The organism is Streptomyces abikoensis (genome assembly GCF_014648775.1).
Taxonomy (GTDB): Bacteria; Actinomycetota; Actinomycetes; order Streptomycetales; family Streptomycetaceae; genus Streptomyces; species Streptomyces abikoensis.
The window spans coordinates 652144-666098 of the sequence record NZ_BMRT01000003.1 but is presented as its reverse complement, the minus strand read 5'-3'; the positions used below and the strand labels follow the sequence as shown (position 1 = coordinate 666098).

General features: G+C 70.2%; 13 protein-coding genes. 5 read left to right on the top strand and 8 right to left on the bottom strand.

What is annotated here, in order from left to right:
* Positions 1-8 precede the first annotated feature (8 nt).
* Both IE096_RS13270 and IE096_RS13265 read left to right on the top strand, forming a co-directional pair.
* Entirely contained in the window at positions 9-1067 is a 1059-nt protein-coding gene (locus IE096_RS13270; protein ID WP_189451619.1) for an ABC transporter ATP-binding protein, read from the top strand.
* Entirely contained in the window at positions 1060-2202 is a 1143-nt protein-coding gene (locus IE096_RS13265; RefSeq protein ID WP_189451618.1) for an ABC transporter ATP-binding protein, read from the top strand. Before IE096_RS13270 ends, IE096_RS13265 begins: the two co-directional genes overlap by 8 nt.
* Positions 2203-2290: 88 nt before the next feature.
* On the opposite strand, the gene IE096_RS13260 is transcribed toward IE096_RS13265, so the two are convergent.
* The 8 genes from IE096_RS13260 to IE096_RS13225 form a co-directional block, all read right to left on the bottom strand.
* Entirely contained in the window at positions 2291-2794 is a 504-nt protein-coding gene (locus IE096_RS13260; RefSeq protein ID WP_189451617.1) for a YbaK/EbsC family protein, read from the bottom strand.
* A gap of 106 nt (positions 2795-2900) precedes the next feature.
* On the bottom strand, positions 2901-3815 hold the full coding sequence (locus tag IE096_RS13255; protein ID WP_189451616.1) for a GDSL-type esterase/lipase family protein: 915 nt from the start codon (positions 3813-3815) through the stop codon (positions 2901-2903).
* 9 nt (positions 3816-3824) lie between these two features.
* Positions 3825-5240, bottom strand: coding sequence for a DUF6177 family protein (locus tag IE096_RS13250; RefSeq protein WP_189451615.1), 1416 nt, complete (start codon positions 5238-5240; stop codon positions 3825-3827).
* 39 nt (positions 5241-5279) lie between these two features.
* Positions 5280-5639, bottom strand: coding sequence for a hypothetical protein (locus IE096_RS13245; protein WP_189451614.1), 360 nt, complete (start codon positions 5637-5639; stop codon positions 5280-5282).
* A gap of 124 nt (positions 5640-5763) precedes the next feature.
* Complete coding sequence (locus tag IE096_RS13240; RefSeq protein ID WP_189451613.1) at positions 5764-5997, bottom strand: hypothetical protein; 234 nt, start codon at positions 5995-5997, stop codon at positions 5764-5766.
* Positions 5994-8765, bottom strand: a complete 2772-nt coding sequence (locus IE096_RS13235) for a GNAT family N-acetyltransferase (RefSeq protein WP_189451612.1) — start codon at positions 8763-8765, stop codon at positions 5994-5996. Before IE096_RS13235 ends, IE096_RS13240 begins: the two co-directional genes overlap by 4 nt.
* Positions 8762-9196 (bottom strand): DUF6507 family protein, encoded by a 435-nt coding sequence (locus IE096_RS13230; RefSeq protein WP_268248309.1) that lies wholly within the window; start codon positions 9194-9196, stop codon positions 8762-8764. Before IE096_RS13230 ends, IE096_RS13235 begins: the two co-directional genes overlap by 4 nt.
* A 105-nt stretch (positions 9197-9301) precedes the next feature.
* Positions 9302-10168, bottom strand: a complete 867-nt coding sequence (locus IE096_RS13225; RefSeq protein WP_189451610.1) for an SDR family oxidoreductase — start codon at positions 10166-10168, stop codon at positions 9302-9304.
* Positions 10169-10350: 182 nt separating this feature from the next.
* Here IE096_RS13225 and IE096_RS13220 point away from each other — a divergent pair, with 182 nt between their 5' ends.
* Genes IE096_RS13220 through IE096_RS13210 form a run of 3 tightly spaced genes read left to right on the top strand, consistent with a single transcriptional unit; the run spans position 10351 to position 13947 of the window.
* The gene (locus IE096_RS13220; protein ID WP_189451609.1) at positions 10351-11973 is read left to right on the top strand and encodes a peptide ABC transporter substrate-binding protein; all 1623 of its coding nucleotides are present in this window, start codon (positions 10351-10353) and stop codon (positions 11971-11973) included.
* 29 nt (positions 11974-12002) lie between these two features.
* A complete protein-coding gene (locus IE096_RS13215) occupies positions 12003-12926 on the top strand; it encodes an ABC transporter permease (protein WP_189451608.1) in 924 nt (307 codons plus the stop codon).
* Positions 12919-13947 (top strand): ABC transporter permease, encoded by a 1029-nt coding sequence (locus tag IE096_RS13210; protein WP_189451607.1) that lies wholly within the window; start codon positions 12919-12921, stop codon positions 13945-13947. Before IE096_RS13215 ends, IE096_RS13210 begins: the two co-directional genes overlap by 8 nt.
* Positions 13948-13955 lie beyond the last annotated feature (8 nt).

The window sequence follows — 13955 nt, the reverse complement described above, 5'->3', positions numbered from 1 at the left end:
AGGCGTACGTGACCGTGACAGAGAAGACCGCGAACGCCCCCGAGCCGGGGACCGACGGCGACAAGAAGGCCCCGCTGCTCGAGGTGCGCGACCTCCACGTGGAGTTCCACACCCGCGAGGGCGTCGCCAAGGCCGTCAACGGCGTCAACTACACCGTCGACGCCGGTGAGACCCTGGCCGTGCTCGGCGAGTCCGGGTCCGGTAAGTCCGTGACCGCGCAGGCCATCATGGGCATCCTCGACATGCCCCCGGGGAAGATCCCGCAGGGCCAGATCCTCTTCCGCGGCCAGGACATGCTCACCATGTCCGCCGACGAGCGGCGGAAGATCCGGGGCCGGAAGATCGCCATGATCTTCCAGGACGCCCTCTCCTCGCTGAACCCCGTCCTCAGCGTCGGCTACCAGCTCGGCGAGATGTACCGGGTGCACCAGGGCCTCTCCAAGAAGGAGGCCAAGGCCAAGGCCATCGAGCTGATGGACCGCGTCCGCATCCCGGCCGCCAAGCAGCGCGTCGACGACTACCCCCACCAGTTCTCGGGCGGTATGCGTCAGCGCATCATGATCGCGATGGCGCTGGCCCTGGAGCCGGACCTGATCATTGCGGACGAGCCCACGACCGCCCTGGACGTCACCGTCCAGGCCCAGGTGATGGACCTGCTGGCGGAGCTCCAGCAGGAATACAACATGGGCCTGATCCTGATCACCCACGACCTGGGCGTCGTCGCCGACGTCGCCGACAAGATCGCGGTGATGTACGCGGGCCGCATCGTCGAGACCGCGCCGGTCCACGAGCTCTACAAGCGCCCGGCCCACCCGTACACCAAGGGTCTGCTCGACTCCATCCCGCGCCTGGACCAGAAGGGCCAGGAGCTCTACGCGATCAAGGGCCTGCCGCCCAACCTGCTGCGCATCCCGGCCGGTTGCGCGTTCAACCCGCGCTGCCCCATGGCGCAGGAAACCTGCGGCGTGGACGTCCCCGTCCTCCACCAGGTGACCGAGCGGGACGGCACGGAGCTCGCCGGCCGCGGCAGCGCGTGCCACTTCTGGAAGGAGACGATCCATGGCTGAGACGGGTAAGAAGGACGTCGCCGCGACACCGAACGTCTCCGAGGTACACGTCAGCGACGCGTCGACGACCCAGGAGGTCGAGGCCGTCCTGGACGCCCCCGTGGAGCGCGGCGAGCCGATCCTGCAGGTGCGCAACCTGGTCAAGCACTTCCCGCTGACCCAGGGCATCCTCTTCAAGAAGCAGGTCGGCGCGGTCAAGGCCGTCGACGGCGTCTCCTTCGACCTCTACCAGGGCGAGACGCTCGGCATCGTCGGCGAGTCCGGCTGTGGCAAGTCCACCGTCGCCAAGCTGCTGATGACCCTGGAGACGGCCACCTCCGGCGAGGTCTTCTACAAGGGCCAGGACATCACCAAGCTGTCCGGGCGTGCGCTGAAGGCCGTCCGCCGCAACATCCAGATGGTCTTCCAGGACCCGTACACCTCGCTCAACCCCCGGATGACGGTGGGCGACATCATCGGGGAGCCCTTCGAGATCCACCCGGAGGTGGCCCCCAAGGGCGACCGCCGCAAGCGGGTCCAGGAGCTCCTGGACGTCGTGGGCCTCAACCCGGAGTACATCAACCGCTATCCGCACCAGTTCTCGGGCGGCCAGCGGCAGCGCATCGGCATCGCGCGCGGTCTGGCCCTCAACCCCGAGATCATCATCTGCGACGAGCCCGTCTCGGCGCTGGACGTCTCGGTGCAGGCGCAGGTCATCAACCTGATGGAGAAGCTCCAGGACGAGTTCAACCTCTCCTACGTCTTCATCGCCCACGACCTGTCCATCGTGCGGCACATCTCGGACCGCGTGGGCGTGATGTACCTGGGCAAGATGGCGGAGATCGGCACGGACGCCGAGATCTACGACCACCCGACCCACCCCTACACCCAGGCGCTCCTCTCCGCCGTCCCGGTCCCGGACCCGGACGCGCGCGAGCGCCGCGAGCGGATCATCCTGACGGGCGACGTGCCGTCGCCGGCCAACCCGCCGTCGGGCTGCCGCTTCCGCACCCGCTGCTGGAAGGCGCAGGACAAGTGCGCGGAGGAGGTGCCGCTGCTGGCGGTGCCGCAGGTCTTCGTGGGCAAGTCCACGCCGGCGGCGCACGAGTCGGCGTGCCACTTCGCGGAGGAGAAGGACGTGGTGGGGGCGGCGTAAGCCCGTCGCCTTCATGGAAGCGCCCGGGTCGATTCCTGACGGGATCGGCCCGGGCGCTTCCACGTTTTCACGTTTTCGCGCTTCCGTGTCAGCCGACAGCGATGCTCTCGACCCGAGGCTCGGCGACCTTGAGATAATCGCTGGTGGAGAGGGCGAGCGAGCGGTCGAGACGGGCGGCGTTGAAGAAGAACTCGGGGTGCTCGAGCAGCGCCGGGTCGACGATCAGCTCCAGCTCCGGGTCGAACGAGAACGGCAGGATCGTCCCGCTGACGCACTGGGAGAGTCGCTCGGCGACGTCCTGCGAGGCGAAACCGGCGTAACTCCCGCCGAGCAGCCCCTTGATCGCCCCGAGGTCGACGCGCTTGTCGCCGGACACGACGGCGAGCACGTACCGCTTCTCCTTCTTGCCCAGCTTCACCATGACGACGATGCACTTGGCGGCCTGCGCCGGCGAATGCCCCCGCAGCCGGCTCACGGCCTCGGTGCCGCCCTCGGCCGCGTGCTCGATCACCCGGTAGGCGGCGCCGCGCTCGTCGAGCAGGGCGACCAGCTTCTCGTAGGTCTCGCTGTGGACGGCTTCGCTCGCGCTCATATCCCCACCTATGCCAGCCGGTTGTCGAAAGTAGCTTCAGGGTGCATGAGTATGCCAGGTGGGACCAAGCGCCGATCTCGAAGACGAGGAAGGGCCCTCGAGGGTTCTAGCCGCCGAGGGTACTGAGGTGCCGGTAGAGGACCTCGTGCCCTTCCGCGGACGGGTGGAGGCCGTCGACGAGCAGATCGGGCCGCTCGCGCAGGGGCTCCCACATGTCGACGAAGTCGACGTGGTGCGCGGCGCACCACGCCCGCAGGGACGCGCGGAGTTCCAGGGCTCGGGCCCGGGTGAAGGACAGGCCCTCGTAGTCGGGGGTGTGCTCCTCGTCGAGCCAGATCGGCCCCGCGACGACGAGTCGCGCGTTGTGGCGCAGGGCGGTGGAGGCGAGGGAGCCGAGGTTGTCGGTGAGAAGCGTCAGCCCGTCGTGGGCGGCCGAGTCGTTGATGCCGGCGGCGACGAGGAGGGTGTCGGGGAGGCGTGGGGCCAGCAGCGTGGGAGTCTGCTCGCTGACGTCGGCGAGGGTGCTGCCGGGGATGGCCAGGTTGAAGACCCGGTGCGCGGACTCGTTTCGCGCGATGTGGGCGGCGGCCAGCCGGGCCGCCCAGCCGCCCTGCGGATCGCAGCGGCCGTAGGCGATGCTGTCGCCCACGATCACGATGCGCTCCGCCGGGCGGAGCGGATTCGCGTCCAGGTAGGCCCAGGCGGTCTCGCCGGAGGAGAGCCGCACGCGCCGGCGGGTGTAGTCGTCGACTTCGTAGTCGTCGGCGGCGGCGAGGTCCGCGTCGGTGAGGTGGAGGACGGCGCCCTCGACCGCGGCGCCGATCCTGCGTTCCAGGGTCAGGTGGACGTCGAGACCGCTGGTGGCGATCACGGACTCGTCGGTGATCCGAATCGGCCTGGTCGTATGCCCGGCCAGCGAGGCGGGGGAGGTGGGCACGGCTCGCCCGAAGAGCTCTTTCTGGACCTTCTCGTCCAGCAGCGTGCCGAAGGAGAACAGGGTGTGGGGACGCGATTCGATCACCGGACCACCCTAACCAGCCGCCGGAACGGCCTTGAGGTGGGCGGACAACCGCTGGAGCACCGTCCATGCCTGGGCGTCGGTGCCGTCGCCGAGCGGGTAGTGGACGGCGGGCCCGAGGCGTACGGGGCTGAGGTCGAGCGGTGGGCGGAGGGCGTGGTCGAGGCCGGCCGCGCGCACGTCGGCGCCGCCCAGGGTGAAGGAGAGGGGGATCGGCGGGGCCTCGAACCGCGGCGGGACGGTGAGGTCGCGGCGGCCCCGGCGCAGCGAGGCGAGCATGGACGTCAGGCCGTGCTCGGTGGCGAGCGCACGGGCGAGGGGCTCGACGGCGTCGAGCGGCGGCGCCTCGTCCGGGCCGTACCCGAGGGTGAGCGTGACGTCCTCGGCGACGCCGCCCTCGGTGCGGCTGACGCGGAGGGTGGCGAGGGCCGGGCGGTCGGGGTGGCCGACGGCGAGGAGGTGGGTGGGCTCGGGGGAGCGGTCGCGGGCGAGGGCGGTCAACTGGCCGGTGGACCAGGGGAGGTTGACGGGCTCGGCGGTGCCCCAGCCCACGGGTCCGCTGCCGGTGAGGGTGGTCCAGGCGGTGCGGAGGGCGCCGCCGAGGACGAGGTCGTCGGTGACGTTCTCGTGGAGGACGCGGAAGGAGACGATCAGTTGCCGGTCGGTGGTGGGGGAGGCGTCCGCGAACACCTCGGCCACTCGGCCCTCGCCGGCGTCCGTCCGGACGGGGGCGAACGTCCCGTCCTGCCAGCGCAGTTCCGCGCCGGAGAGCCCGTCGTAGTAGAGGTTCCCGCTGTCTTGGACGACCCACCGGTTGGGCGCCCCGGCGAGGGCGGTACGCAGGGGGAGGGTGAGGCGTACGTGGGGCGGTGTGACGATCTGGAGGGCGAGGCCGGCCGCGGCGACCGTCCGCAGGATCTCGGACATCCACGCGTTGAGGGGAACGACGGGCCGGTCGACGAGGACGACGGCGGTGGAGCCGGTGAGCACGTCGACGGCGAGCCCGGCCTCGGCGGTGGTGGCGGTGACCTCACCGGCATCCGTGGCGGACGGCACGGGGACGACATCGAGCGACGCCGCCTCGGCGGGCCACACCGCGCCGCCGAGCAGCATGCGCAGCCGCCCCGCCACGGACCCGGCGAGCGGCGCGGCCTCGGGCACGGCGGTCGAGGCCCGCACCTCGGTCCACCAATACGGCACCGGGGGCGCCCCGACCCCGTCCCCGAGCAGCCGCTCGGCCTCCCCGGCCACATGCACCAGCAACGGCGCCTCGACAGCCACCAACGGCCGCCCATCCGCCGTCCGCAACTGCACCACGGCCCCGTCATTGACCCCAGCCGCCTCGGCCTCCGGCCCACCCGCGTAGAGCCCGGCCACGACGGCCCACGAGTCGGGCATCTTGGGGGTGAGGGCTATGACGTCTTTCATGTCTCTCCTGAGGGGCGGAATGGGACGGGCAGGCCGGCGTCAGGGGTGCGGGTCGATCACACCGTGCTCGACCAGCCATTGGTTCAGCCGGTCGGGACGCAGCAGCGGCATCTGGCCGTCCCACTGAGGCCAGTCCAAGCGACTGTCCAGGTGAAGCGTCAGCACGCCGAGCACTGCACCCATCTCACCCCGGACCGTGAAGCTGACGTCTCCCAAGCACATGCAGTCGAAGGGTCTGCCCGACGGATCGACTTCCAAGAGATTGGCCAGCTCGGCGATCTCATCCACATCCCCGACCATGACCGACCGCTCGGCCTCCGTTGACCACCGAGGGGCGACCTCAATGGAACGGGCGGCCGCCCACAGGGCATCGACCGGCCGCAGTCGGAACGTACTCATGTGTCTCTCTCAACCGACGGCAGACTTCTGCCCGCCGGCGCGAATGCGAACGTAAGTGGCCCGTGGCTGTCGAGGGCGGGCGCATCGCCCTCGACAGACGGATTCCGGGTAGGTGAGAGCCCGGTCAGTCGCCGCGCTCGGCGGCTTCCTCTTCGGCTGCGAATTCCTCACGGATCCGAGCGTAGATAGCCTTCACGCCGGCGTCGTATTCCGCCTCCTGTTCCGGCGTCGCCTCGTCCGGATAGTCGACGCCGTATTTGGCGCAGAACTCGTACGACCACTCCGAGAGGAGTCGGTGCCGCTTGACCACCAAGGGGTGAACCGGCTCCGACGGCTCCACCTTGCCACGCTCGGTCACAGAATCTTCCTGCCTTCCCATCTCTGATTCACGAGAACGCGCTTGCCGAAGGAGTCGCCACCCTTGCCTGCCGCTTCACGGCCGATGTCCGCGATCTCTGCGGGAGTCGGGTAAGCGGGACTTCCGAACGGGTACTTCCTCGCGCGGTCCACAATGTCCTGAGCCGCCTCGAACTCGTCCTTGGAGAGCGGGAACTCAGGATCCTTCATCTTCATGCCGACGCGGTTGATGATTTTCTTGGCCGATTTCTCGTTGACCCAGTCGTATCCGCGGCGTGCCCAAGTGTACGCACCGTTTTCCTTGGCGGCCGTGAGCTGAATCTCCGAGACGCCGGATCGGCGGTACCAGTTCTCCAATTCCTTGCTGATCGCCGAACCGGCACCCTTTCCTCGGAAGGCCGGATTGTCGATCTTGAACATGAGGTGCTTGACCACGAGGGAACCGTCGTCCTTGCGGATGAAGTCCCGTTCCATCCGGCCGACGGTGTTCCCGGCCTCGTCGACGATCTTCGCGCTCCAGCCCAGGACGCCGTCACCCATGGGGAACGCACCGTCGACCTTGATCCGGAGTCCTCCGTAGGTGCCGTCGAGCGCCTTCTGCAGTCCTTCCTGGAGCTGCTCCGCGGTGAGCTCCACGCCCTTGCCGCCGGGGATGAGGTCGCCGACGGGCGGGCGGGACGGGCCACTCGGGGTATGCGGGGCAGCGGCGTCGCCGTCGGGGTGGTGGGCGCCGCCGTGACCGGCGTTCTCCGTGCCGTGCGGCCCGGGCGCGTGCGCACCGTCACCCTCGTGGGCGTTGCCCGGGTGGGTGTCGTGGTCGCCGCCGTGGCCGCCGCCGTCCCGAGGCGGGGCCTCGTCGCCGTGGCGCGGACCGGCGGGCTCGTGCGGGCCCGACGGGGAGTCGCCGTGGCCGCCGTGGCCCCCGGAGTTGTGGCCGCCGCCTGCGCCGGAGGAAGGAGCGTCGTGGCCGGGGTGCGGGGACGCGCCGTGGCCGGAGCCCGGTATGTCATGGCCCCCGCCGCCGGAGTGAGCCGAGCCGTGCCCACCGTTACCGCCACCCGTGCCCGGAACCTCGTGGCTCGCCGACGGTCCCCGGCCGACGTCGTGTGCCGCGCCGCCCGGCACGTGGCTGCCGGCGCCGCCGCCCGGTATGTGCTGGGCGGACCCGCCCGGCGTGTGGCCGCCGATGCCGCCGGTCGGGGTGTGGCCCGCCGACCCGCCCGGTACGTGCCCGCCAGGCCCGCCCGGCACGTGCCCCGCCGGGCCGCTGCCCGGCCCGTGGCCGCCGCCCGGTATGTGCTCCCCGCCGCGAGCCGCCGGCGACGTCGCGTCGCCGCCCACGTGGACGCCCGCCGCGACCGGGACCTTTTCGTGCTCCGAAACGGTGGAGTGCTGCGGCTGCTTCTGCCGCTCGGCGGCTGCCTTCGCGGCGCGTTCGTCCGCCGAGAGTTCCTTCGTCGCGGCCTGGAGTTCCTTGCCCTCCGCGTCGAAGAAGCGGCTGCTGCCCTTGTCGAGGTAGACGACCTTGTTGCCGTCGGCGAGGAACGGGACCGCGGTCTCCGGCAGGTTCGGCGGGCGTTTCGGGAGGGTCGCGCCCTCCCCGGGGAGCTTGAACGTTTCTTCGGCGAGATGGACCGTCGAGCCCACCCGGAGGTTCTTCAGGCCCGACATCAGGTCGCCGACCTTGACGAAGGCGAACTTGCCCGCCTTGCCCACGTACGTCATCGGGTCGACGACCTTGGCGACCTTGCTCAGCGCCCCGACCGTCTTCGCGACAGCGCCACCCTTTGCCGCCGCGCCCGATCCGCCCGTGAAAACCGTGGTGAGAACGTTGAAGGTGACCCCGCCCGCCGCGCGGGCCGGGTTCTTGCCCCACTGGTCGTAGGCGACCAGGGCCTTGCCGGTCTCCTTCATCGCCGTGCGCGAGTCGCGCAGCCAGCTGGGGAGTTTGTCGTCGGGGGTCATCCAGTAGGCCGCGCCCAGCGGTGAGGCGGTGATGGCCAGGCCCGTGGCGAGTTTGGCGAGGCCCGTCCAGGCCTGGCCGGCCTTGTCCCAGCCGTCGGTGCCGACGAGGGTGCCGAGGCCCTTGATCGTGCCCCAGACGCCGTCGACGATGAAGCCGTCCCAGACGAAGCTCTTGATCTGGTGGCCCAGCCAGGCGATGCCCGTGTACTCGCGTTCCGCCATCGAGCCCCAGGGCGTCTGCTCGGCGTGGTCGAGGTCGCTCGCCTTGTAGCCGTACATGTTCGGCTTGTGGGTGCCGTCGTCGGCGATGAGCTTGTCGCCGCCGACCAGGGCGACGATCTTGTCGTGGCAGGAGCGTTCGGCGTCGGTGAAGGCGGCGACCGTGGCGTTGACGCTGCGCCACAGGTTGTTGTTGTGGTCGACCTTCTTCTTGTCCCGGCGCCAGTGGTCGTCGCCCTCGACGCTCGCGACGAAGGCGATGGCCTCGTCCTTGAGGTCGCCGAGCTTCTTCGCCAGCGGGCGTATCTCGGTCGCGTACGTGCTCAGCGCGCCCGAGACCTTCTCCAGGTCGCTCGCGAACGCGCCGGCCTTCGCCGCCACCGGTGCCGTCGTCGCGAAGAGCTTCTCCGCCTCCGGCGCCTTGTAGCAGGCATGGAGGCCCTGGAACGTGGAGTGGACGGACGCGCCCGAGTCGCGGAAGAGCTTGGCGTCCGAGGTCATGGTCTTGGCGTCGGACACCAGCGTGTCGACGTTGCCCGTGAACTGGGGTATGCCCGACGGGACGATGAGCTCCTCGTCGCTCACTTCTTCTCACCGCCGCCCTTGCCGTCACCCTCGCCGCCGCCCTGTCCGGGCAGGTCTGTCTTGGGCTCCTTCAGGGCGTCGCTCTGGGTGGTCGCGGCCATCTCCAGGTCGCCCTCGACGTAGTGACGGGTGGCCTCTGACGCGCCGTTGAGCGAGGCGGCCGTGCGCTTGGCGATGTACTGCAGGTCGCCCGACCACTTGTTGGCGAACTCCGCCAGCGCCGCCGCGACGGGACCGCTCGGCACCGGGCCGCAGACCATGCCGCTGATCGTGCCCGCCGCCGTCGCCGCGCTCGGCAGGGTCTTCTGCACGCTCTCGCCCGCCTTCGACAGGCCCTCGGCCGCCGTCGCCGTCCGCTGGAGCACACCGCCCACTTCCGCCGGACGAATGTCCCACGCTGTCACAGAATCCCCCGATCCCCCGGTCCCCATCACATGTTCGATCGCTTCATATGACACCTTGCCATAAGCGACTGACACACCCGTTTTTTCGGTACACGCGTGTGACGATGGCCCCCCCTCGGCCTCGCCGCCCCCTCAGCCCCGCGCGTCCTCCGCGTCCGTCGAGTACGCCACGCTCCGCTGCGCCTCCAGGTCGGCCAGCCGCAGGGACAGCGCCGTGCGCCCCATCTCGTACGCGTCGCTGCCGAGGACGAGGCGGGCGGGGGCGGGATCGCTGTCCGCGCTGTCGATGACGGCGCGGGCCACTCTGGCCGGGTCGCCGATGGGGTCGATCGCGGTCCCGGCCAGCATGCTGCGCCGGTACTCGCCCAGGTCGGTGTCCTCGTACGCCTCCAAGGGGGCCGCCTGGTCGAGGCCCCGGTCGATGAAGGCGGTGCGGATCGCGCCCGGCTCGACGATCGTCGTCTGGATGCCGAAGGGGGCGACCTCCTGGCGCAGCGATTCGAAGAAGCCCTCGATGCCCCATTTGGTGGCGTGGTAGAGGCTCAGCAGCGGGAAGGCGACCTGGCCGCCGATGCTGGAGATCTGGACGATCCGGCCCCCGCCCTGCCTCCGCAGGTGGGGCAGCGCCGCCCGGGCCACCTGGATGGAGCCGGTGAGGTTGGTGGCGATCTGCCGGTCGATCTGTTCGTCCGTCAGCTCCTCGGCCGCGCCGAAGAGCCCGTAGCCCGCGTTGTTCACCACGACGTCGACGCGGCCGAACGCCGCGAACGCCTCGTCGACGACGCGCCGGACGGCCGGGGTGTCGGTGACGTCCAGGGAGAGGACCCGCAGCCGGTCGCCGTGCTCCGCCGCGAGGTCGGCCAGCGTCTCGGTCCTGCGCGCCGTCGCGGCGACGCGGCAGCCACGGACGAGCAGCAGCTCGGCCAGCTGGCGGCCGATGCCCGAGGAGGTGCCGGTGACGAACCAGGTCTTGTGGAGCTGCGGGGCGGTCGTGGGCATCGGGGGCCTCTCGTGCGGTGTGCCCCCCCTTCGGCCACTCATCCTTGCCCCGGTCCGGTGGTGATCATCACTCCCGCATACGGGCGGTTTCCATGACGAACACCACGAGAAGGGTCACATCCCGGCATCGCATGAGGTGTGATGTGGCCGGAACCGGACCCCGCCCACCAGAGGAGGCACGCATGCGGCCACGCGGTTACGGGCTCGCCGTCTGCGCGGTCGCCGCCCTGCTGGCGGGCGTGATCAGCGGCTGCGGAAGCAGCCGGGGCGGCACCGCCGTGGGCGCGGTACGGGCCTCCTGGGGCGACCCGCAGGGGCCGCTGGAGCCGGCCAACACCAATGAGGTGCAGGGCGGCAAGGTCCTCGACATGATCTTCCGGGGGCTGAAGCGGTACGACCCCCGCACCGGCGCCGCCGTCAACATGGTCGCCGAGCGGATCGACAGCCCCGACCAGCGGCACTTCACCATCACCCTCAAGGACGGCTGGATCTTCAGCGACGGCGAGAAGGTCACCGCGCGATCCTTCGTCGACGCCTGGAACTACGCCGCCCTCGTCGACAACAAACAGAAGAACGCCCCCTTCTTCCAGGACATCGAGGGTTACGACCAGGTCCATCCCACCCAGGGGTCCGCCACGGCCAGAGTCCTCTCCGGCCTCGCCGTCAAGGACGAGCGGACCTTCACCGTCGCGCTGCGCACCACCTTCTCCACCTGGCCCGACACCCTCGGCTACACCGCCTACTCGCCCCTGCCCAGGGCCTTCTACGACCACCACGAGCAATGGCTGAAGAAGCCCATCGGCAACGGGCCGTACGTCATCGACTCCTACACCAAGGGCTCCCAGATGCGGCTCACCCGCTGGGACGGCTACGCCGGGCCCGACAAGGCCCGCAACAGCGGCGTGGAGCTGCGGGTCTACACCGACAACAACACCGCCTACACCGACCTCCAGGCCGGCAACATCGACCTCGTCGACGACATCCCCAGCGCCCAGCTGAAGAACGTCAGGAAGGACCTCGGCGACCGCTACATCAACCAGCCCGCCGGCATCATCCAGACCCTCGACTTCCCCATGTACGACCCCGCCTGGAACAAGCCCGGCATGGAGAAGGTCCGCCGGGGCCTGTCCATGGCCATCGACCGCAAGCAGATCACCGAGCAGATCTACCGGCGCACCCGCACCCCCGCCACCGACTGGACCTCACCCGTCCTCGGCGCCAAGGGCGGCTACAAGGAAGGGCTGTGCGGCGACGCCTGCGGCTACGACCCCACCACGGCCAGAAAGCTCATCGAGGAGGGCGGCGGGCTCCCCGGCGGCCGGGTCACCATCACCTCGAACGTCGACACCGGCTCCCACCGGCTGTGGATGGACGCCGTCTGCAACAGCATCAACAACGCCCTGGGCAAGGACCAGGCCTGCACCGTCAACCCCGTCGGCACCTTCGCCGACTTCCGCAACCAGATCACCGACCACCGGATGACCGGCATGTTCCGCTCCGGCTGGCAGATGGACTACCCGCTGGTCCAGAACTTCCTCCAGCCGCTCTACTACACCGACGCCTCCTCCAACTACGGCAAGTTCAGCGACCCGCGCTTCGACAAGCTCGTCGACGAGGCCAACGCCGAATCCGACACGGCCAAGGCCGTCGCCAAGTTCCAGCAGGCGGAGCGGATCCTCGCCGACCGGATGGCGGCCATCCCGCTCTGGTACCAGAACGGCAGCGCCGGCTACTCCACCGACATCGCCGACGTCGAGCTCAACCCCTTCAGCGTGCCCGTCTACGAGCGGATCACCGTGAAGTAGTCCCTCGGTCAAGACAGTCAGGAGTCCTGGTGGGACGGTACGTGATCCGGCGGCTGCTCCAGATGATCCCCGTGTTCATCGGCAGCACGTTCCTGATCTTCCTCATGGTCTACGCCCTGGGCGACCCCATCGCCGCGCTCTTCGGCGACAAGGCCCCCGACCCCGCCACCGCCGCGCGCATCCGCCAGGAGCTCTACCTCGACAAGCCCCTGTGGCTCCAGTACGCGCACTACATGGGGCAGATCCTCACCGGGGACTTCGGCGTCGCCTTCAACGGGCAGGAGGTCACCGAGCTGATGGCCGACGCCTTCCCCGTGACCGTCCGCCTCACGCTCGTCGCGATCCTCTTCGAGATCGTCATCGGCGTCACCCTCGGCCTCCTCAGCGGGCTGCGCCGCGGCCGCTCCCTCGACACCGGCGTGCTGCTGCTCACCCTGATCGTGGTCTCCGTGCCGACCTTCGTCAGCGGCTACGTGCTCCAGTACCTCATCGGCGTCAAATGGGCGGCGGTCTCCCCGTCCGTCTCGCCCGAGGCGCCCTTCGGCGAACTCCTCCTGCCGGGCGTCGTGCTCGCCCTCACCTCGCTCGCCTACGTCACCCGCCTCACCCGCACCTCCATCGCCGAGAACTCCCGCGCCGACTACCTCCGCACCGCCGTGGCCAAGGGCCTGCCCCGGCACCGCGTCATCACCCGGCACCTGCTGCGCAACTCCCTCATCCCCGTCGTCACCTTCATCGGCACCGACATCGGCGCCCTGATGGGCGGCGCCATCGTCACCGAGCGGATCTTCAACATCCACGGCGTCGGCTTCCAGCTCTACCAGGGGATCCTCCGGCAGAACTCACCCACCGTCGTCGGCTTCGTGACCATCCTCGTCATCGTCTTCCTCATGGCGAACCTGCTCGTCGACCTCCTCTACGCCGTGCTCGACCCGAGGATCCGCTATGCCTGAGACCCCGCCGGCACCCTCTCCCGACCCGCCCCAGGGACCGCCGGGGCCCCCGTACGCCGACCCGTCCGACCCCAACGCCACCATCACCCCCGGGGACGGCGGTGCCATGACCCTCGCCACCAGCGACGCCGCCACCCTCGAGAACGGCCCCCTGCCCGGCGGCACCGGCAGCGGCAAGGCCCGCAGCCTCTGGTCCGACGCCTGGCACGACCTGCGCCGCAACCCCGTCTTCCTCGTCTCGGCGCTCGTCATCGTCTTCCTCCTCCTCATCGCGATCTGGCCGGGCCTCGTCGCCAGTGGCAACCCGCTCAGCTGCGACCTCGCCAGGGCCCAGGACGGCCCCGCGCCCGGCCACCCCTTCGGCTTCGACACCCAGGGTTGCGACGTCTACACCCGTACCGTCCACGGAGCGCGGGCCTCCATCACCGTCGGCGTCTGTGCCACCGCCGGGGCCGCGCTGCTCGGCAGCGTCCTCGGCGGGCTCGCCGGGTTCTACGGCGGCTGGTGGGATGCCCTGCTCTCCCGGCTCGCCGACATCTTCTTCGGCATCCCGATCATCCTCGGCGGACTCGTCTTCCTCTCCGTCGTCCCCAGCGGCTCCGTCTGGCCGGTCGTCGGCTTCATCGTGCTGCTGGGCTGGCCACAGATCTCCCGGATCGCCCGCGGCGCGGTCGTCGGCGCCAAACAGCACGACTACGTCCAGGCCGCCCGCGCCCTCGGCGCCGGCGACGCGCGCCTGCTGCTCCGCCACATCGCGCCCAACGCCGTCGCGCCCGTCATCGTCGTCGCGACCATCGCCCTCGGCACGTACATCGCGCTGGAGGCCACCCTGTCCTTCGTCGGCGTCGGCCTCCGGCCGCCCACCGTCTCCTGGGGGATCGACATCTCCAACGCCTCGATCCAGATCCGCAACGCCCCGCACATGCTGCTGTGGCCGGCGGGCGCGCTGAGCGTCACCGTCCTCGCGTTCATCATGCTCGGCGACGCGGTCCGCGACGCCCTCGACCCCAAGCTGCGCTGAGGAACGGC